Source organism: Enterobacter quasimori (assembly GCF_018597345.1).
Taxonomy (GTDB): domain Bacteria; phylum Pseudomonadota; class Gammaproteobacteria; order Enterobacterales; family Enterobacteriaceae; genus Enterobacter; species Enterobacter mori.
In genome coordinates this window covers 513,079-532,160 of record NZ_JAHEVU010000001.1, presented here as the reverse complement: position 1 = coordinate 532,160, position 19,082 = coordinate 513,079, and the positions used below count along the sequence as shown (strand labels likewise).

Sequence of the window (19,082 nt, the reverse complement as noted above, 5' to 3'; positions counted from 1 at the left end):
CAGATAATAAAAAACCGCCTTCACAGCAAGGCGGTTTTTTTTTGCACTCGAGGAAAGTTAAAGGGCTTCTTTATACTTGGCGATAAGTTCAGGCACCGGATCGCAGCCGCTGGTATCGGCTTTTTTCACTTCTTCCAGCGCGCTTGCCACGGTGTGGCGCGCCAGTACCTGTAACGAAGCCTGCTCCGCTTCTTCGGAGATAGACTTGAAGTACCAGCAGGCGTTAGCGCTGACCACGCAGCGGGCCGGTACGTCAGGACGCGATGCCCACAGCTTTTTATCTTCGATGACGGAAAGGTAGATATCGCGCAGGGTGATCTCTTCTGCCGGGCGTCCTAGATGAATCGAGCCGTTACGGCCAAGGGTTGAGACGATAATACCGTCACGCGTGAGAGGAACCATCAGTTTGCGGATGAAGCTCGGGTTTGCTTCCAGACCGTAGGCCAGAATCGCACTCGTCGAACGTTCACCCAATTGCTCCGCCATTGCTACGCTGAGAACCATCTGCAAAGCTGTCGGGAAGCGGTAATCTAACATTTTTGTATCCTGGGTTGCGGTGAATCTTGTTCTTTTTGGCACCGCAGAGGTGAATAAGCAATAAACAACAATATAACAAATACGGTAATTTTTTTGAAGCAATCTGCGGCATTTGCGATCGAACCCCCTGTTCTGCTTTAGCTATACGTGCGGTTAGGGAAGTCGACCGTCACCATCAGGCCAGCCTCTGCGGAAGTGCTCAGGTTTACGCTGCTGTTGTGCTGCTGAGCCACCGCTTTAACGATGGCAAGCCCCAGTCCACTCCCGCTTTGCAGTTGATTGGGATCGCGGAAAAATCGGTCGAACACGCGCTCGCGCAATTCAACCGGAATACCGGGCCCTGCATCGGAAACGCGTAGCCGCGCGAAGCCATCTACTGTGCGGACATCGACCTGAATCCGCCCGCCTTCAGGGCTGTACTTCACGGCGTTCTCAATAAGATTATCAATGAGCGACACCAGGCGTTCCCTGACGCCTGAGATCCAGATTTCATCCTCGGCGAAGAATTCCAGCTCAATCCTGCGCGCAGACGCCAGCGGTTCAAGCTCGGCCATTCGCTCTTGAATGAGCGTCGTTAGCGGCACGGGCTCCAGGTCCGTATCAAGGCGTGCTTCACTGTGCATCATCAGCAGCAGCTGATTGACGAGACGCGCAGCACGACTGTTGCTGCGAATAATCCCCGCAAGTAATTCTTGTTGGCTCTCGCTGAGTACATACGATTGCAACGCTTCCACGTTGATGCGCATCGCCGCTAGCGGCGTTCGCAGTTCGTGAGCCGCATCGGCAATAAAAACCCGCTCCCTTTCCGCGCTTTCTCGTACCCTGGCAAGAAAGTCGTTAATCGCATCGACCATCTGGCGAAGCTCCCTGTGTTTTGGTACGGCTTTTAAGGGGGAGAGATCGTCTGGCGTGCGCAATGCAATTTCATTGACCACCTTGTTCCAGGGGCGCATGGCAATGCGGATTGACAGCCACGCGGGGAACAGAAGAAAAGGGAAACAGACCAACAGCGGCATGACGTAGTAACCGCGCGAGTTGAGGTAGATAAAGAAGTTCCAGCCACCGGCCGGGGTGAAAAGGGTGACCTCCACATCGGAATGAGCGGATTTAAGGGTTCGGCTGGTCCAGGTACGACCGTCGCTCTGAACACGCTGCATTTCCCCAAACCGGGTGTTGGTTACCCCCGTTGGTGCATCAGGCGATGAAAAAATAACCGCGTTATTTCTGCGCACGATGAAGTTGATCGACAGGGCGGGATCTTCACCGCCGCCATAGCCCTCTCGTAACGCTTTGCTGAAGGCTGCCAGCACGGCAGTACGATCCTGCGGGTGTTCGTCCATCCGCTCGACCAGGGTAAAAAGCGTTTCATAGGTATGACTGCCCGTGAGGATGGGAGGGCTGCGCAGGTCCTCCCACAGAATGAAGGTTAAAAATAGACACCACAGCAGGGTAAGCAGCAGCAACTGGGCGATGATAATTCGGCGTACCAGCGTCGGGCGCCTCAGGTGATACCACAGGTTTCGCATTACGTCGTCACCTTCTGAACAGCAACGGTATCAATAACATACCCGACGCCACGCACCGTTCGCACATAGCCGTCGCCGATTTTTCTTCGCAAATTTCCCATGTGCACGTCGAGCGCATTACTGAGGTTCTCTTTGTTGCCGAATATCCGTTCTTCCAGAAACCGTCGCGTAATCACGCGGTCCGCACGCAGCATCAGCGTTTCAAGCAGCGCATATTCACTCGCCGTCAGGTCTATGTGGCGTGCGCTCACCGTCACGCGACGCGTTGGTACATGAAGAGATAAGCCTCGAATCTCTATCGCCTCATTCTCGAAACCGTAACTGCGCCGCGCAAGGGCTCTTACCCGCGCCAGCAGTTCGGCGAGAACAAAAGGTTTAACGAGATAGTCGTCTGCACCTGCATCCAGCCCCCAGAGGCGATCCTGCAGCGTGCCTCGCGCCGTCAGGATGATGACCGGGATCCCTTTAAGCTGCTGGCGTAAGCGCGTCATGAGGCTCATGCCGTCGCCGTCGGGCAGCCCCAGGTCGAGCAAAATAAGTTCTGGCACGCAGACGTCAAGCTGATGCAGCGCATCCTCTTTACGGCGAACCCATATAACGTCAAATCCTTGATCGGCAAGGGCGATACGTACGCCATTGCCCAGATCCAGGTCGTCTTCGATGAGTAGAATTTTCACACTGGTAACTGTATCAACCGTGAATGAAGAACATCTTAAGAAAAAACGGTATCAGGAAATCTGTCCGGTTTACAGCACCCGCGCGCGCTTCAGTGTTTCTTCATTTTCGGCTCATAAGAACCTTAGGGTCAGTATTCAAAATGGGCGTTCTGGCGTTTAACCGCTTGCATCGTCACTATTTGAATCCAGAAGGACTTCTTTAATGAGAAACATCGAACTGCGTCATTCGTCCCCACACTTGCTCTCGGGCCGCAGCCTGAAAAACATCGTGCCGGGCGTCGTTCTGGCGTTACTGACCACGCCTGTGCTGGCGGCAGAGCAGAGCCAGGGTAATGTTTTAACCCTGGGGGGCGGCGTGGACGTCGCGCCGCGCTACTCGGGTTCAGATAAAACCCGCGTCGGTGCGGCGCAGGTGGTGGATTACGCCATGGAAAACGGCTTCTTTATCAGCACCACGCGGGGCGTCGGTTACGGCAACAACATCGGCAACCTGGATTACAGCGCAGCTGTGAGCTATCGAACAGGCCGTAAAGATAAAGACGTGAGCAGCGATTCGATCAGCTCCGGCAGCGACTACCTGCGGGGTATGGGCGACATCAAAGGCTCTGCCATCGTTGTGCCTGGGCTGGGGTATAAGGTGACCGACTGGCTTCATCTGCAGCTGCAGGCTGAGGTTCCGGTTTCTGAAAGGGAAAACGGTGAGGCGGTACATTTCGGTATTATCAGCCCGCTCTATACCTCACCAAAAAATGAGGTGGCGCTGGCGCTGACCGGCAGCTGGGGCTCCGACAAGTATATGCAGACGTACTATGGCGTCAGCGCCGCCCAGTCGGCCGCATCGGGGTTTGCCCGACATGACGCCGGTGCCGGAATTTATGCGTACTCGCTGAATCTTGACTGGACACACAGGCTCACCTCGCGCTGGAGCGTACTTGCCGCAGCGGGCGTGACGCAGCTGACGGGAGATGCGGCCGATAGCCCCATTGTGCAACGCAAAACGTCGCCTACGGGAAGTTTGAAGGTGACGTACAGTTTTTGATGGTTGGTAACTTATGGAGATGAGCGCGCAATAGCGACGAATTCGAGCCGCCCCGGGAAGATGACGGACGGGGGGCGTAGGTCCGCTGTGAGCGAAAAGCGGACATCTTAAGTCGGTTGTTTTTAACTATTACCTCTATGTAGCCATGTTATATGGCTACATTTATACAGAAGTAAGGATTAGTCTTTTCCTGGACCATAATTGAATTTTGTACCTTTACCAATGGCGTAAAACTGTCCGCCAGCTACGTAATGGACAGTACGTAATTCATCAGGCGCATCATCAAAAATCCAGTGCCCATTTCTGAAAACGCGGTCATCACTCCATGCTCCGACAATTTCCCCCATGAACAAGTTGTGCTGCTTTTCATTTTCTACATTGGGTATGACCTTACAGACTAGCCAGCCAGCGCAACCTTCAACTAAAGGAAGATCGAACTCTTCCTGATAAAATAGTGGAATTTTACTGTTTTTATCGGGTGTGTCAGAATAACTGTGGCCTCCAGCATATAAAACCATTTCCATCTGTTTTACTACGGGGATCTGGACAACGTAATATCCACTTTTTTCTACAAGTCTGCGAGTAAATGCCTGTGGACCTATAAAAGCCATCACTTTGTTATTTCCTACTAACCCCACCCAGGCTGCTGCCATGACATTTTCAATTCCATCATTTTTAGCCGATATCATCGTTGTTGGCCCGACCTGCAATAAACGATAGGCTTTGTTTAACTCTACTGGTTGAATTGACATAATTTACTCTTTTGAGTTCTGATAAAAATTAAGACAGGTTACTTATTTGATTGTTCGATTATATGACTGGAATAGTTGCAAATTAATTGCTATTATCAAAATACATTATTGCAATTTTCACAACAATCATGAACAAACTTGATGCTCTAAAGTTTTTTATCATTGCCTCTGAAACCCTGAACTTCCGCGAAGCAGCCATAAAGCTGTCGGTTTCACCATCAGTAGTAACCCGAACAGTCGCTGAGTTGGAGAAACACCTTGGTGAACCACTTTTCAAACGTAATACTCGGTCGATCTTTCTCACCAGTTTCGGTGAGTTATTTTTACCCCAAGCGAAGCGACTGCTGGAAGATTCTGAAAAACTATTTCAGACAGCGAAAGATGATAATGAAATGAAGGGTATTGTTCGTATCACGTTACTTCGATTTCCAAATCATGAACAAATCTTGTATGAACTATTGACTGCACTACGCCCATATCCTGAGTTATTTATCGACTGGCGTTTAGATATGATGAAACTTGATACTATCGAGCATCGTATCGATATAGGTATACGTGTAGGGCGAGAACCTAATCCAAACTTTATAATTAAAAACATCGGGCAAGTTGAGCATATTTTGGTTGCATCCCCTGAACTCATTGCGCGCCTGGGAGCACCAACTGATTTAGAAGATCTTCGACAGCGTTATCCATTCAGTGGTTTAATTAATCCTGAAACGGGAAAAATATTTGAGTTTATGAGTGACGTAGTGAATACTTTTGTCCCTCGTCATATAGAGTTTTATACCACAGACCCATACGCCGAAATTCAGGCTGCATTGGCCGGAAAAACGGTCGTACAATCCAGCGATTTTATCTGTAGGGAGTACTTAGCAAGCGGCCAACTTGTTCCCCCACTGCCTGAACTGCGACAGGAAAAGTGGCAATTTTATTTATATCGGCCTTACCAGCTGATTACTCCAAAAAGGGTGACTGTCGTTTTCTCGCTATTAGAAAAAATATTACGCAAATATTTCGCATCAAAATAATCTTTTCCGCAACGTCCGCTCCTGGCACAAAGCGGACATTCTATTCTGACTTGCTTAACCCTCGCCTTCGCAGCATCTGCAACAAAACGTTCGAAAATTCGGGGAAATTTCCGTTTGGCATCACGGAAGCCATGCCGTCTGAATCTATCGTGACCTCTACCTTGCTGGCGCGCGAAGTACGCTTTGTACCCGAAGATGGATACGCGAAATAAAATTCCTTCTCTTAAGTCAGGGAGCAGGTGAGGGTGTCGCGAAACCTGGTCAGGTTGAACTATCGAGGCTACTGTTAAATATCTGCACACAGAAGAACAGTGGTATGCGCACAACAGCAATACCCAGGACTGCCGTATCCATCAGGGGCTTGTCGGGGTCGCTGGATAACAAAAGTTCAGTGATTCGTGACGCGAAAGACCACTAAACCGTTAAATTGGATGGAGAAGCAAAATGTTATTCAGACACTGCGTGCTCATTATTGTCTTAGGCCTTGTCGGTTGTACCAACACAAGCAATCTTTCCGGCGATGTTCATTCAGCCTCCACTGCAGGTCGGGTACAGCAGGTATATTACGGCACGCTAGTTCACGTTCGTGCCGTGCAAATTCAGGCGGGTGAGGAAAATAATGCCATGGGGGCGGTGGCCGGTGGTGTTCTCGGAGGTCTGGCCGGGAGTACGGTAGGCGGAGGCTCTGGTCGCAGACTGACGACGGCAGCTGGGGCTGTCGCCGGGGGAATGGCTGGGCAGGGCGTACAAGGGCGTATGAATCTTGTCCAGGGCGTAGAGCTTGAGATTCGTCTGGATGACGGACGCATGCTTATGGTAGTGCAACGCCAGGGGCCGACCCGCTTCTCCGCTGGACAAAGGGTGGCCATATCATCCGCGGGCGGGCAAACGACGGTGTCACCTCGCTAATTATTCCCCGGGACTCGGGTATCTATGCCTTCATTGATACGCTCAATGATATAAGGGTAGAAGGGGTTTGAAGACTGGCGCATAAGAGAATCAAGTCCGACGATCAGTACCGCGCGTTCTCCACGCGCGGCAAAGGTTCCCAGGCTAATACCGTATTGATTCTGTGGTTCAGGATAACGGCCATACAGGGAGTCAGTCAGAGGGAAAGGCAGGGCGACATGAGAGAGTGAGTAAACGTCCGGCAAATAGCGCAGCCCCATTTTTTCAACGATCTGTTCTGTTTTACCCGCTGGAATCGTGCGGATTTCCATCTCTGTGCTGCCCGCGGTGACATTCGTGATTATCGTTGTGTCGTATCGACGTGGGGGCGAAGGGAGTAATCTCGACAGCGCGGTGTAAGAAGATCTCCGCAATAGCGCATTAAACCTGACGGCATGGTTCAAATCGAATAAAACGACTTCGCTGTGGTTAACCGGCAAACGATTATATAACGCTGTAATGACCGCTCGGGCACTGACGGTAGAGTCCATTGCCGACTGAAATGTCATTATCGGCGGTAACTGGTCTAGTTTTTTGTTTCGTGAATCAGCCGCAATTTGGGTTTGCAGCGCACTGGTTAGCAGAAAAGACTGCCGGGCGGCATTCGTCGGGAATGAATTAAATTTAAACGGGTTGAACTCTGGCATGATGGTTAACCATGCTGCTTTCGCAAACGCGGGCAGAAATGATGGCCAGCCCGCAACACCTGAAAAACGCGCGAAACTGGTAACGCCAATCATCGGTGAAATCAGGATAACGCGCTGAGGTTTTGCCAGACGGGGATCATTAAGAGCGTCCAGCGTGTATTTCATGGCAAGAGCACCGCCATTGGAAAATCCGACAATATGTAGCGGTACATCATTACCCGCTAACTTTTTAGCTTCTCTGACTGCAAGGCGCGTCGCGGCCAGCCAGTCCTGCCATGTCACATTCGTCAAGGCTGCAGGGACCGTACCATGTGCCGGTAATCGGATACCAATAGCAATAAATCCATGCTGACGATAATTCTCTGCAATATGTCGCAGACTGTACGGGGTATCGGTTAAACCATGCAACATCACCACGACACCTTTGGGTTTGGCATCAGGGAACATAATGTAAGAGCGATTCCAGTTAGTCTGGAATCTGTCAGGATAAATGGGACTGCCGGAATAATAGCGATTGAGTTCCGTTTGCTGTTGAGCATCCAGCTTGTCCGTGACATTGAGTTTCACTTCTGTGAAAAGAGAACCCTCAACCTTCAGGTAATGGTTCCAGTCTGCTTTGTCTATTTCGTCAGCATCCATTTCATGAGGAACATAGGTATGCCAGAGTTGCAGGTCCGGTCCGCGCTGAATGTCATAAAGACGTAGGCCCATTGCGCCAATGACCAACAAAACAAGGGATAAGACAATGCGTTTGAACCATCTTAAGAATTTCAACGTCAGGCTCCTTGTCTGCCGAGGGCGCGTGGTACCTAAAATAATGGCACAGCATTACTCGCGTGGTATGTAAAAGATACACTGTGTTAACTCGTCCCCGGCTTTTCAAAATTTGCCCGACTCTTTAAAGGCATCACAGATAATGTCGGGACAGCTCATGCTAAAAAATATATAACTTTTGTTTTCACCGACGATAAAGAAGGGATTTCAATGGTTGAGGTTGAGGTAATAAAAATGAAGTATCCAGGCGTAGATGCCTGGCAAATGGGTGACAGCCCGGAACTCGCCAGCGAGCTTGCGGACCTGATCAAAAAAGGGATCAAAACGGCCTCTTGCGGATCTTTTGCCTCTTTCCAGCAGGAGGATTCTGCCCTGAGGATTGGGAGTTATAACATTATTCTTGATGGCCAGAATGTTCCGGTCTGCGTGATCAGACTGGTTTCATTGCGGCTTGTGCGTTTTTGTGATGTGACTGAGGCGTTCGCTCGCAAAGAAGGTGAAGGGGATTTAAGCCTTGAATACTGGCAGAAAGAGCATCAGAGATTTTTCAGCCGCGAAGGTCATTTTTCTGAAGATATGGAGTTGATCGCAGAAGAGTTTGAAGTGGTTGAGATCCTGTAGAACAGAGTAAACGGATTGACGTTCATCAATTTCCATTTATATGACTATCCGCTTCTGGCACGAAGCCGACAGTCAAAGTAGATATTTTTCATGGTTGTCCGTGCATATCCCACCGGGCAGAACCCATGTCGTCGTAAACATGCTGGTTAGTAAATGGTGGGAATTTTGCTTGCCTGGAGGCTTCAGCTAAAGCACGGCAGTAATCCTTATCTCCACTCTTTATGATGAAATTCTGCAAGGTGCCGTCCATATTGAAATCCAGATGCACATTACATCTTTTCCCACTCCAGGCATGGGGTTTGGTCAGTGCTGCATCGAGTGCTTTTTTTATACCTGATGCTTGTTCGCCATAAATGTCATTATCGGTTACTTTTCCTGAACGTTTGTAAGAGCACGAATCAAGAGCGCTTTTCTTCTGGCAATCTTTTGGGGTTAATGGAGTGCAACCAGCAATGGTTGCTACCATTGCTACCAGCATCAAGATTTTGGTCATGTCTAAGTCCGTTTATGATTTTTCCAAAAGTATCGATACGCACCGATGAATCGGGGCATTATGGCACGAAAATCAGAGAGGGGGGCTTGTTGGCTCATATACCCCCAATTTTAAGGGGGGCAGGCTTGAAAATTGCAGGAAAAATCAGCCTGGGCGCAGTAAGATTTACGTTGCGCTGGCTCCCTGGACTCGTCCATAGATCACCAAACCGTTCGCTGTATTGAGCTACGCTTAAATATGAACGTCGGCTATGAGCGAAGAGCGGACATTATGACCTTATCACTCTCTGCAAAAGTTGAACTTAATATTCATGACATAAGTCTCTTCAGCGAAGACTTTAAAGCATCCAGAAAGACAGTAACGCGGCATGGCAGGTAGCGCTTTGTCGGAAACAGCGCCCAGATTGCCAGCATGTGGCATTCCACATCACTCAGTGTTATTTCGACGAGTTCTCCGGTTGTCAGTTCAGAGTGAATATCGGCTTTTGTTAGCTGTGCCAGACCCGCTCCGGCCTTACACATACTTCGGACACCCTCCACATTGTTACAAATGAACCGTGGCTCAAACAGATGACTGATCAGGTTTTCATCTTTCACAAATGTCCACTGAGACACCATTGCCGTTCTCAAACACTGATGATTAGTCAGTTCTGCCAGAGTGGTGGGGATCCCGTGCCGGGAAAGATAAGCAGGTGAGGCGCAGAGGACCCGGGGGTTGCTGCTGAGTCTGTGGGCAATCAGGTTCGAATCCCTGAGCGGGGCGACCCTGATGGCCACATCGTATCCCTGACCCACGATATCCACCACGTCATCGCTAAGGTTGAGGTCGATTTTCATCTTCGGATTCCGTTCCATGAGTTCAGGCAGCAGGGGAAGTATGTAACGCCGGCCGATGCCGGAGGGTGCCGTGATCCTCAAGAGGCCTGTTGCCCCGCCAGCGTCCTCGCTGAACATAATCCGCGCGCCCTGTTCTGCTTCCATCATGGTTCTGGCATAGGGAAGAAACTCTTCGCCTTCGCTGGTCAGTGAGACCGCGCGGGTCGTACGCTGAAACAGACGCGCACCTAAATCCTTTTCCAGCTGGGCGAGATGTCGCGACACGCTCATCGCGCTCATGCCAAGTCTGCGTGCGGCCTGAGAAAGATTGCAGGTTTCCGCAAGAATGGTGAACAGTTCGACGTCCCGGAGATTCATTATATCGTTTTCCGTTATACAGTGATGCGTATTTTACCAGTATAACGTTCATGACAACGGCATTATAATTATTTTTATTATAATTGTTACCGGGGAGTCACCATGCGCCACGCATCATTATTCGAAGCCACATTTATCAACCGCACTCTGTTTCGCAATCGCATCATGGTTGCCCCTATGACGCGTATCTCCGCGTCTGAAACCGGCGTACCGGGTGAAAAGATGCAGGATTATTACCTCCGCTTTGCCAGGGGAGGTTTCGGCGCCATCATCACCGAGGGGATCTACATTGATCGGGCGTGGTCACAGACCTATGCGTTTCAGCCAGGCATCGTGAATGAAGAACAGATCTCCGGCTGGAAAAATATTGTCGAAAAAGCACATCAGCGCGGTGCACGGGTCATAGCCCAGCTCATTCATGCCGGCGCATTGTCTCAGAAAAATATCTACCGTCCGGACTCTGCCGGTCCTTCCGCCGTGAAACCTAAAGGGCAGCAGCTTGAGTTCTACTATGGTTCCGGAGAATACCGCACTCCCCGGACTCTCAGTGAAGAGCAGATCCGCGACATCATCTCCAGTTTTGCCGACAGCGCGGAGCGCGCCGTCAGTGATGCAACATTTGACGGGGTTGAGATCCATGCGGCGAACGGGTACCTGCTTGACCAGTTCCTGACAGACTATACCAACCAGCGTACTGATGGATGGGGCGGTTCCCTGGAAAACCGGCTGGCCATTACGCTGGAAGTTATCCGTGCCGTACGCGGCAAAATTGGCGCAGAAAAGACGCTGGGCGTCAGGATTTCGCAGGGAAAAGTAAACGATTTTCATCATAAATGGAAAGAAGGTGAGGTCGGTGCCAGGAAAATCTTCGGTCTGCTCGCCGATGCCGGCGTGGACTATATCCATGTGACCGAATACAAATCCTGGCTACCTGCATTTGAGAACAGCGACAAGAGCCTTGTTGAGCTTGCCCGTGAAGCCGCTCCGGAGACCATCATCATTGCTAACGGTGGGCTGGATGACGGTGAAACGGCAGAAAAGCTGCTGGGTATGGGGGCAGACTTTGTTTCCATTGGCAAGGCTGCACTTGCCAATCCTGACTGGCCACGAAAAGTCAGCAGCGGTCTGCCACTTCACGATCTGCCTGGCGATATTCTTTCGCCGGTTGCGGACATTAAGGAAAAAGAGCGTTTTTAATTGTTATCACCAGCTGTGCTGAAACCAGGGAGTTAACATGACTGACAAGTCGAAAAAAACCATCAGGATCTTATTTCCACAGTGGCAGGGTGGCAACCAGGCGCTCTACGGGTTTGGTGCCCGGTTGCTGCACTGGCTCTCTCCGGAGTCACGCTCCCCTCTGCATACTATCAGCGTGCCGGAATTTAACCCGGACACGCCTGAGCCTGAAGAGGGGCTGCTTTATCGCCGGCAGTTACTCAGCCAGCATGATGAGGCCTGGGCAGTGCTGGAAAAAGAAGAACCGGATCACATCGTGGTGTTTGGCGGTGACTGCCTTGTAGACCAGGCTCCGTTTGCCTGGATGAACGCCAGGCACAATGGTGAAATGGGCGTACTGTGGATCGATTCACACCCTGATGTGAAGACCCCGCGCGATTTTACCAACGGCCATACCATGGTACTGGGCAATCTTTTAGGTGGCGGCGATCCGGAGTTTGCTTCAAAAGTGAAAACTCCGGTAGCACCCTCGCGCGTTATGTATGCCGGTCTGATTGAAGAAGGGCTGACTGAGCAGGAATCGTCCGTTATAAGCGATCTTGGTTTGCAGATCGCCCGACCTGAAGAACTTTATGAAAACAGTGACAGGATCACTCGCTGGATAAAAGAACAGAACATCTGCAAACTTGCCGTGCATCTGGACCTGGATGTCCTCAACCCGGACGTCTTCCGTTCGCTGCTGTTCGCGGAGCCTGAACCTGAGTTTGACTGGCAGGCGGTGTATCCGGTAGGGAAACTGAACCTTACGCAGACGCTCAGGATTATCCGTGATGTCTCTGCCGAGACAGAAATTGTGATTATAGGTATTACCGAACATCTGCCGTGGGATGCCTGGAATCTTAAAGAGTTTCTAAACAAGCTTCCTGTGATGAACGAGTAAGAGCCCAGATCTAATTTTGTCAGCCCGTTCATCTTCAAGATGTACGGGCTTCTAACATAAGTTATTGGAAGTACTTATACTCTCACATCGTCCGCTTCTGGCACAAAGCGGGCAGATTCGGCAGATCGGTAACAATTGCCCAACAAAAATGCCAGCAATCCGTTGCCCTGGAAAGTTATCCGATAACATCCGCTCCTTCGGATAAAGAAAATATCTGCTACCGATTCACTTCTTGCTTTTCCTCCGCGGCTAAGCTTGCTCTCAGCACGAGATAACCGGGTAGGGCGGTGCGGTCACTGCTGCAACACGCCACTGACCAACAGGGTGAAAACCTCAATCGCTTTGGGCAATGCCTGCTTCGGATCGTCACTCGCGGCCACCCACTGGGCGGCATTCAGTGCGGCACCATTTAATAACCAGGCGGTGGCACCAACGTCTACCGGTTTGATTACGCCACGTTCAATCAGGTCTGAAAGGCTTTCGCGAGTGGCGTCGAGGCAGGTATTCTGACTTGGCCATTTTGTCGGATCCCCAAGAAAAGCTGGGCCATCAAGCAGAACGATACGCCGGACTTCTTCATCCAGCGCCATCTTGATATAAGCTATCCCTTCGGCCAGAAGCTTTTGCTGGTCATCACCGGACTGCGCCGCTGCATGTTTGGCGCCTTGCGCCATTTCAGAATCAATCTGGGTCACCACCGCGGCAAGTAACCCTTTTTTATCCCCAAAATTATGGTAGAGGGCGCCACGCGTCAGGCCGACGCTGGCGGTCAAATCATCCATCGACGCTGCCGCAAACCCTTTTTCAGCGAAGGCTTTTCGTGCAGCCGCAATCAACTTTGTGCGGGTTTCTTCCATCGTTTCGGCGCGGCGTTTGGCTGCCATACGGGCTCCTTATCCTGTACGCCGCGCAGGATGTTTGACATACGCGGCGTATGTGTGATTAAGTTGACATACGCTGCGTATCTTAATTCATTTATGGATGCCACGCATCCGCTGTTGCACATCCAAAGAAAGGATATGTTATGAACCAACCGAAACCTGTTTTTCCTGCAAATCGCCACGCACTCTATGAACAGCATGGTTATTCCGCAGCGATCCGCTCTGGTGATTTACTGTTTGTTTCCGGACAGGTGGGTAGCCGGGAGGACGGTACACCCGAGCCCGACTTTACTACGCAGGTAGAGCGTGCTTTCGAGAATCTCAAGGCTACGCTTGCCGCCGCGGGATGCACGTTTGACGATCTTATCGATGTGACCACCTTTCATACCGATCCGGAGAATCAATTTCCAGCCATTATGCAGGTGAAAAGCAGCATTTTCCCGAAGCCCCCGTATCCGAACTGGACAGCCGTGGGGGTTAACTGGCTTGCAGGATTTGATTTTGAGATAAAGGTTATCGCCCGCATTCCTGAACATTAAGAAGGCAAACGATGCACAGAGATATCAAGAGAAACGATATCTCACCGATCCGTAATGGCCACTCTTAACTGTTTTTGGATTCAGTCATTAGGAGCCTGACAATTCTGTCTATCATAAAGGGCGCGGCCTGATTAAGCTCCCGATCGCTTAATAGCTTCGCGGCAACGTTTAATGCGAAACGGCGAACGGCATCATTGTTCTCTACGCACGCCGTACGGCCGCGATCTTCATTCGCGTGAATGACGTTGGATAATTCGCGAATGTTACGCACTGGAGCCGCCGGGCTGCGCCTGTCCGGAAAAGGGATAACTGCCATACACTCTCCACTACAGGGATATGTTTTGAAGTGAAACCATCCTAGTAGTAGGATGGGGTGGTGTCAATGATATCAGGCGGCTTTTTCCCGTTGGTCCTTTGCGGGCCCGGCTATTTGACATTCCTGTTGCCGCTCAGTAGGTTGTCCCGGCGGGACGCGCCTGTCACAGACAGCACATTTTTTCACTGGATTGAACACTGGAGCGTGAAATGATCGAACGTTCGCCGAAAGCGCGCGAAATTATGGCAAATACGAGGCAGCTGCTCACAACGGGTGGGTACAAAAGCTTTAGCTATGCCGATCTTGCGGAGCGCGTGGGTATCCGCAAAGCCAGTATCCACCATCATTTTCCGGGCAAAGAAGATTTAGTCAAAGCTGTTGTGCAGGAATACCGTGCAGAAGCACGGAGTGGCATGGAAGCGATGGATCGTCAAACCAACGATCCTCTGATCAAAGTGAAAGGCTATGCTGATTTCTGGTCGGCCTGTATTAAAGAGGGGGCTTCACCATTTTGTATCTGTGTGATGCTGGCCGTTGAGCTTCCGACCTTACCTGCGGATATTGCCGCAGAAGTGACCGGCCATTTTAACGATCTCTCTGACTGGCTGACCGCATTACTGAGTGCTGGCGAAGCGCAAGGCGTTTTCACTCTGAGCGAAAGTGCTGAAGTCGAAGCCAGGGCTCTCATGGCGGGCATGCATGGTGCCATGCTGGCAGCGCGGGCGTTTAATAATCCGCACGTCTTTGAGCAAATTGCTTATCCACTGATCGATAAGGTTCTCACCGCAGCCTGAAGGACGCCCGGTTATTGACCGGGCTGTGCCTGTTTTCAACACGTCTTTCATTTTCCCGCGCCTTGACGATCCATTTGTAACGGTTAGCGTAAAACATATTGATCTTTTATCTACCTACTAGTAGGTTCGTTGTTGGGTGAGGCATGCTACTCTGCTTCGTTTGTTAAATATGCCAGGTTAAGAGGTCTATATGTCCGACACTATCCACCACGGGAATCAGCAGAACTGGCTACAACAGTATTATTTTATCCGGACGGTTTTCTCTGTTTTATGGGTTATTGCCGTGTTCACCGCTGGCCTGTCTTCGCCTCTTGGCGCATCGATTTTGCTCATTCTTTACCCCGCATGGGATGCAATGGCGAATTATCTTGATGCAAGAAAAAGCGGGGGATTTGGCCGCAACCGGATGCAGACCGTTAATATTATCGTTAGCGTTATAACAACGCTGGCCGTCGTGTTGGCTCTTAAAAGCAATATAAATGATGTCATTCGGGTATTCGGCTGCTGGGCGATATTATCCGGTCTGTTGCAGCTGGGCGCGGCAACACAGCGCTGGAAACATTATGGTGCGCAATGGAGCATGATATTAAGTGGCGCACAGTCTGCACTTGCAGGCGCGTTTTTTATCTATCAGGCCCGGACGCCTGAGCCACCGTCAATAGCAAATATCGCGGGGTATGCTGCGTTTGGTGCCGTCTATTTTTGCCTGTCAGCCCTGACGTTAACATTCCGACAAAAAAGAGAAGCGAAACGGTCATGCTGATTTCAGGCACGACGCGTCATCACCCCCTGCACGTTTCGTTTTGACATATCGTGAGCAGAATGAGTTAACAATATGAACAGTAAAGTACGTTTAAACAGACAAACGGTTGTACGTCTGGCGCTGGTCTGCATTATTCCCCTGATCCTTTTTTTATTATTCCTGTGGACTGGCGGTTGGCTGACGCCTCAACGTCTGACGTCGGATAAGCTCGTTGATGTATTACAGCAGTCGGGTGTAGTACATAAAGGCTATCGCCGTAATCATGCTAAAGGCATGTGTGTGCTGGGCTCGTTTATCTCAAACGGGAATGCCAGTGTGCTTTCACGTGCCTCTCTGTTCAGCAAAGGTGAAACCGCTGTCACAGGACGTTTTGCTATTGCGGGCGGGGATCCGGCTGCACCGGATTATGCCGTGCCCGTTCGGAGTATGGCGCTCTCCTTTCAGCAGTCGAATGGTGAGCAGTGGCGCACCGGTATGAACGCCATGCCATTTTTCCCCGTCAGTTCCGTTGAGAGTTTCTATGAACTCCAGACGGCCACCCTGCCGGATGCCGCAACCGGAAAACCGAACCCGGAAAAATTACGTTCCTTTGTCATGAACCATCCGGAAATAAAACCGTTTTTTGCGTGGGCAAAGCAATACACACCCTCCTCAAGCTGGGCCAGCGATCGCTTTAACAGCCTGAATGCTTTTCGCTTGATTGATAAGGCAGGCCATGAACAACTGGTGCGCTGGAGCATGGTGCCTCATGCCGGATTTACTCCCATAAGCGACGCCGATAAACAGAACAGCGATTTCCTGCAACAGGATCTTCAGCATCGTCTGGAGCAGGGCGCGCTGAAATGGGATTTAGTGTTCACGCTTGCTCAGGCAGGTGATAAAGGCGACGACGCCACCAGGGCATGGCCAGCCGACAGGAAAACGATTAATGCCGGAACGTTAGTCTTAAACAAGGCTATCCCTCAACAGCAGGGCCCCTGTAATGACATCAACTATGACCCGTTGATTTTACCCGACGGTATGGCACCGTCCGCTGACCCGATACTTAACGCACGCTCATCGGCTTATGCCAAATCCTATAACCTGCGCACCCATGAACAGGCGCAACAGAAGGGAGAGACGTTATGAAACAGGCCGTCTATTTTCATCCGGCTCTGCGCGTCCTGCACTGGCTGATGGCCGCAGCCACTCTCATGATGTTGTTTATCGGTGTTGCGATGGTCTCGACCGTCTCCTCCGCGCACAGCCTGCTGGTGTCGATCCACAAGCCTCTCGGGGTGATGATATTGCTTCTGGTCATCGTGCGATTATGGCTGCGATTCACGACGGCCAAGCCCGCGTTGCCAGCGTCCATTCCGGCCTGGCAGCGCGGTATGGCCCATCTCTCGCATTGGATGCTCTATCTGATGATGGTGGCCCAGCCGCTGATAGGCTGGGCAATGCTCTCAGCAGCCGGGTATCCCGTCACGCTGGGTAACGGCATCGTTCTGCCGCCGATCGTGGACATCAGTAATGATCGGTATGCGATACTGCGGCCACTTCATACCTGGGTTGCCCTGGCGTTATTCGCGATGATAATGCTTCACCTTGCCGCTGCGCTGCTTCACGCTTTCGTGCTGCGTGACGGTGTCTTCAGCAGTATGACTGGCCACCGTAAACCCTAGGCTCATGCTGTCGCCGTGGCGGGATCGGCAAGCATCGTATCGGCGATATCCATCATGACCCGCAGGCGATCCATATGCCGGAGGTCGGAGTGATACCCTACCCAGATATCTTTGGACGGCGGTGGCTCCGGCATGCTAATGGCCTGCAACCCGGTGATGGCATCACCCAGTGGACGCGGTAATACGGCGATGCCCATCCCCCGACTGCACATCTGCGCCTGCACGGCCCGGCTGGTGCTGGTGAAGACGCGTGGGGAATGTGGGAACCTGTCCAGCAGCCAGGCCACGTCAGAAAAGTGGGATTGGGCCGTATTCATCAGAATCAGCCCCACTGCGGCCGGGTCGTGTCGGGCGATATCGGCGATGTCTGGCGTCCCGTAAAGCGCGTAGGGAATGCACATCAGGCGGCGCTGGACAATATCGGGTTCGGTAAAGGGCACGATGCGAAACGCAATGTCGGCATCACGTCGCGACAGATTGAGTAAGCGGTAGCTCGCGATAAGTTCAGGGACAATCGCCGGATGACGACGCGTCAGCTCGCTCAGGACAGGTGCCAGAACATAGTTAGCAAACCACTCTGCTGACGATATCCGTAAGAGGCCTTCAAGACGGTCGTGATTTCCTGCCAGGCGTCGTTCCATCGCCAGCGCGGAGTTTTCCACCGCTTCTGCCAGCTTCAGAACCCTGTCGCCCGCGTCGGTCAGGACCAGGCCCTCCTTGGTCCGGCGAAAGAGGGCTTGCTGCGCCTCATCCTCAAGCGCCTTTATGCGGCGACCCACCGTAGGATGGCTCACGCCAAGGCTTCGGGCCGCTTCGCCGAAAGAGCGCTTACGCATAACTGCCAAAAATACCCGGACATCACCCCATTCCATGTCAGTTTCTCACCGTACAAAAATGAACATTGAATATACAAAAGTGGCAGTTCTAAAACAACTTTGTCGATATCAATATGACCTTCTCAACCACACCGCCACGGGCGGTAAATCAGGAAGCTGAAGACATGAACAAATTAAAAGACAAAGTTGCCATCGTCACCGGTGGCTCCAAAGGTATCGGAGCTGGTATTGCTCGTCAGCTGGCGGCTGACGGCGCGAAGGTCATTGTTAATTACGCCTCAAGCAGAAGCGATGCGGATAAGGTCGTTGCCGATATCGAAGCCGCGGGTGGAAAGGCGACGGCGGTTGGGGCGGATATCACCTGCCAGACCGAGGTTGAGGCGCTGATCAACGCGGCTGTAAGCCATTACGGGCGGCTGGACATTGTGGTGAACAATGCAGGCGTTTATGCCTTCGCGAGGATTGAAGAGAGCACCGAGACGCTGTTTCGCAGGCAGTTTGATATCAACGTGCTGGGCCCGTTGCTGGTGGCTGGGGCGGCTGCGCCGCATCTGACAAAAGGCAGCAGCATCATCAATATCAGCTCATTCGTCACCCGCGTCTTTATTCCTGAGAGCGCCATCTACAGCGGCACCAAGGGCGCGATTGACGCCATTACCGGCGTACTCGCACGCGAACTCGGCCCGCGCGGCATTCGCGTCAACGCGGTCAATCCCGGCCTTATCGAAACGGAAGGGAGTCATAGCGCGGGCGCGATGAACTCGGATTTCCAGACATGGAATGAAAGCCAGACGCCGCTTGGCCGCATCGGCCAGGTGCAGGATGTGGCCCCGATTGTTTCATTTCTCGCCTCAGACGATGCGGCCTGGGTGACCGGCGAGGTGATTCTGGCCTCTGGCGGCATGCGTTGAGCTAAGCCACGCGGCGGCCGCCCACAA

Annotated in this window: 21 protein-coding genes; 12 read left to right on the top strand and 9 right to left on the bottom strand. The window is 51.7% G+C overall.

What is annotated here, in order from left to right; translation table 11 throughout:
- Positions 1 to 57 precede the first annotated feature (57 nt).
- The 3 genes from oqxR to KK102_RS02405 form a co-directional block, all read right to left on the bottom strand.
- Positions 58 to 537, bottom strand: coding sequence for an efflux pump transcriptional repressor OqxR (gene oqxR / locus KK102_RS02415; RefSeq protein ID WP_010430601.1), 480 nt, complete (start codon positions 535 to 537; stop codon positions 58 to 60).
- A 137-nt stretch (positions 538 to 674) separates the two neighbouring features.
- A complete protein-coding gene (locus KK102_RS02410; RefSeq protein ID WP_126544530.1) occupies positions 675 to 2,063 on the bottom strand; it encodes a sensor histidine kinase in 1,389 nt (462 codons plus the stop codon).
- Positions 2,063 to 2,740, bottom strand: a complete 678-nt coding sequence (locus tag KK102_RS02405) for a response regulator (protein WP_126544531.1) — start codon at positions 2,738 to 2,740, stop codon at positions 2,063 to 2,065. The genes KK102_RS02410 and KK102_RS02405 overlap by 1 nt, the downstream gene beginning before the upstream one ends.
- Positions 2,741 to 2,942: 202 nt before the next feature.
- Between KK102_RS02405 and KK102_RS02400 the strand changes: the two genes are divergently transcribed.
- Positions 2,943 to 3,779 (top strand): MipA/OmpV family protein, encoded by an 837-nt coding sequence (locus tag KK102_RS02400; protein WP_126544532.1) that lies wholly within the window; start codon positions 2,943 to 2,945, stop codon positions 3,777 to 3,779.
- Between the two features lie 179 nt (positions 3,780 to 3,958).
- On the opposite strand, the gene KK102_RS02395 is transcribed toward KK102_RS02400, so the two are convergent.
- Entirely contained in the window at positions 3,959 to 4,531 is a 573-nt protein-coding gene (locus KK102_RS02395; RefSeq protein ID WP_126544533.1) for a flavin reductase family protein, read from the bottom strand.
- Between the two features lie 128 nt (positions 4,532 to 4,659).
- On the opposite strand from KK102_RS02395, the gene KK102_RS02390 reads away from it, so the two are divergent.
- Positions 4,660 to 5,559 (top strand): LysR family transcriptional regulator, encoded by a 900-nt coding sequence (locus KK102_RS02390; protein WP_126544534.1) that lies wholly within the window; start codon positions 4,660 to 4,662, stop codon positions 5,557 to 5,559.
- 444 nt (positions 5,560 to 6,003) lie between these two features.
- On the top strand, positions 6,004 to 6,468 hold the full coding sequence (locus KK102_RS02385) for an outer membrane lipoprotein (RefSeq protein ID WP_216356876.1): 465 nt from the start codon (positions 6,004 to 6,006) through the stop codon (positions 6,466 to 6,468).
- On the opposite strand, the gene KK102_RS02380 is transcribed toward KK102_RS02385, so the two are convergent.
- Positions 6,465 to 7,865: an alpha/beta hydrolase gene (locus tag KK102_RS02380; RefSeq protein ID WP_244991899.1), complete on the bottom strand. Its 1,401-nt coding sequence runs from the start codon at positions 7,863 to 7,865 to the stop codon at positions 6,465 to 6,467. The two genes, KK102_RS02385 and KK102_RS02380, sit on opposite strands and share 4 nt — an antisense overlap.
- 273 nt (positions 7,866 to 8,138) lie before the next feature.
- On the opposite strand from KK102_RS02380, the gene KK102_RS02375 reads away from it, so the two are divergent.
- On the top strand, positions 8,139 to 8,549 hold the full coding sequence (locus tag KK102_RS02375) for an ASCH domain-containing protein (protein WP_216356874.1): 411 nt from the start codon (positions 8,139 to 8,141) through the stop codon (positions 8,547 to 8,549).
- A gap of 88 nt (positions 8,550 to 8,637) precedes the next feature.
- On the opposite strand, the gene KK102_RS02370 is transcribed toward KK102_RS02375, so the two are convergent.
- Complete coding sequence (locus KK102_RS02370; RefSeq protein WP_216356873.1) at positions 8,638 to 9,042, bottom strand: cell envelope integrity TolA C-terminal domain-containing protein; 405 nt, start codon at positions 9,040 to 9,042, stop codon at positions 8,638 to 8,640.
- A gap of 308 nt (positions 9,043 to 9,350) precedes the next feature.
- Positions 9,351 to 10,235: a LysR family transcriptional regulator gene (locus KK102_RS02365; RefSeq protein ID WP_216356872.1), complete on the bottom strand. Its 885-nt coding sequence runs from the start codon at positions 10,233 to 10,235 to the stop codon at positions 9,351 to 9,353.
- Between the two features lie 102 nt (positions 10,236 to 10,337).
- Between KK102_RS02365 and KK102_RS02360 the strand changes: the two genes are divergently transcribed.
- Positions 10,338 to 11,432 carry an oxidoreductase gene (locus tag KK102_RS02360; protein WP_126544539.1) on the top strand — a complete coding sequence of 365 codons (1,095 nt, stop codon included), beginning with the start codon at positions 10,338 to 10,340 and terminating at the stop codon, positions 11,430 to 11,432.
- Positions 11,433 to 11,469: 37 nt separating this feature from the next.
- Entirely contained in the window at positions 11,470 to 12,351 is an 882-nt protein-coding gene (locus tag KK102_RS02355) for an arginase family protein (protein WP_216356871.1), read from the top strand.
- 293 nt (positions 12,352 to 12,644) lie between these two features.
- Here the strand turns inward: KK102_RS02355 and KK102_RS02350 are convergent, their stop codons facing one another.
- A complete protein-coding gene (locus tag KK102_RS02350; protein WP_216356870.1) occupies positions 12,645 to 13,235 on the bottom strand; it encodes a TetR/AcrR family transcriptional regulator in 591 nt (196 codons plus the stop codon).
- A gap of 140 nt (positions 13,236 to 13,375) precedes the next feature.
- Here KK102_RS02350 and KK102_RS02345 point away from each other — a divergent pair, with 140 nt between their 5' ends.
- From KK102_RS02345 to KK102_RS02325, 5 genes are all read left to right on the top strand, one after another.
- The gene (locus KK102_RS02345; RefSeq protein WP_010430630.1) at positions 13,376 to 13,771 is read left to right on the top strand and encodes a RidA family protein; all 396 of its coding nucleotides are present in this window, start codon (positions 13,376 to 13,378) and stop codon (positions 13,769 to 13,771) included.
- Between the two features lie 525 nt (positions 13,772 to 14,296).
- Positions 14,297 to 14,881 (top strand): TetR/AcrR family transcriptional regulator, encoded by a 585-nt coding sequence (locus tag KK102_RS02340; RefSeq protein ID WP_042714665.1) that lies wholly within the window; start codon positions 14,297 to 14,299, stop codon positions 14,879 to 14,881.
- Between the two features lie 190 nt (positions 14,882 to 15,071).
- Positions 15,072 to 15,644, top strand: coding sequence for a DUF308 domain-containing protein (locus KK102_RS02335; protein WP_216356869.1), 573 nt, complete (start codon positions 15,072 to 15,074; stop codon positions 15,642 to 15,644).
- A 72-nt stretch (positions 15,645 to 15,716) separates the two neighbouring features.
- A complete protein-coding gene (locus tag KK102_RS02330) occupies positions 15,717 to 16,772 on the top strand; it encodes a catalase family peroxidase (protein ID WP_216356868.1) in 1,056 nt (351 codons plus the stop codon).
- Positions 16,769 to 17,308: a cytochrome b gene (locus KK102_RS02325; RefSeq protein WP_216356867.1), complete on the top strand. Its 540-nt coding sequence runs from the start codon at positions 16,769 to 16,771 to the stop codon at positions 17,306 to 17,308. The genes KK102_RS02330 and KK102_RS02325 overlap by 4 nt, the downstream gene beginning before the upstream one ends.
- A 2-nt stretch (positions 17,309 to 17,310) precedes the next feature.
- Here KK102_RS02325 and KK102_RS02320 read toward each other — a convergent pair whose 3' ends face one another.
- Complete coding sequence (locus KK102_RS02320) at positions 17,311 to 18,180, bottom strand: LysR family transcriptional regulator (RefSeq protein WP_216356866.1); 870 nt, start codon at positions 18,178 to 18,180, stop codon at positions 17,311 to 17,313.
- Positions 18,181 to 18,308: 128 nt separating this feature from the next.
- Between KK102_RS02320 and KK102_RS02315 the strand changes: the two genes are divergently transcribed.
- On the top strand, positions 18,309 to 19,055 hold the full coding sequence (locus tag KK102_RS02315) for a glucose 1-dehydrogenase (protein WP_216356865.1): 747 nt from the start codon (positions 18,309 to 18,311) through the stop codon (positions 19,053 to 19,055).
- Positions 19,056 to 19,082: the final 27 nt, after the last annotated feature.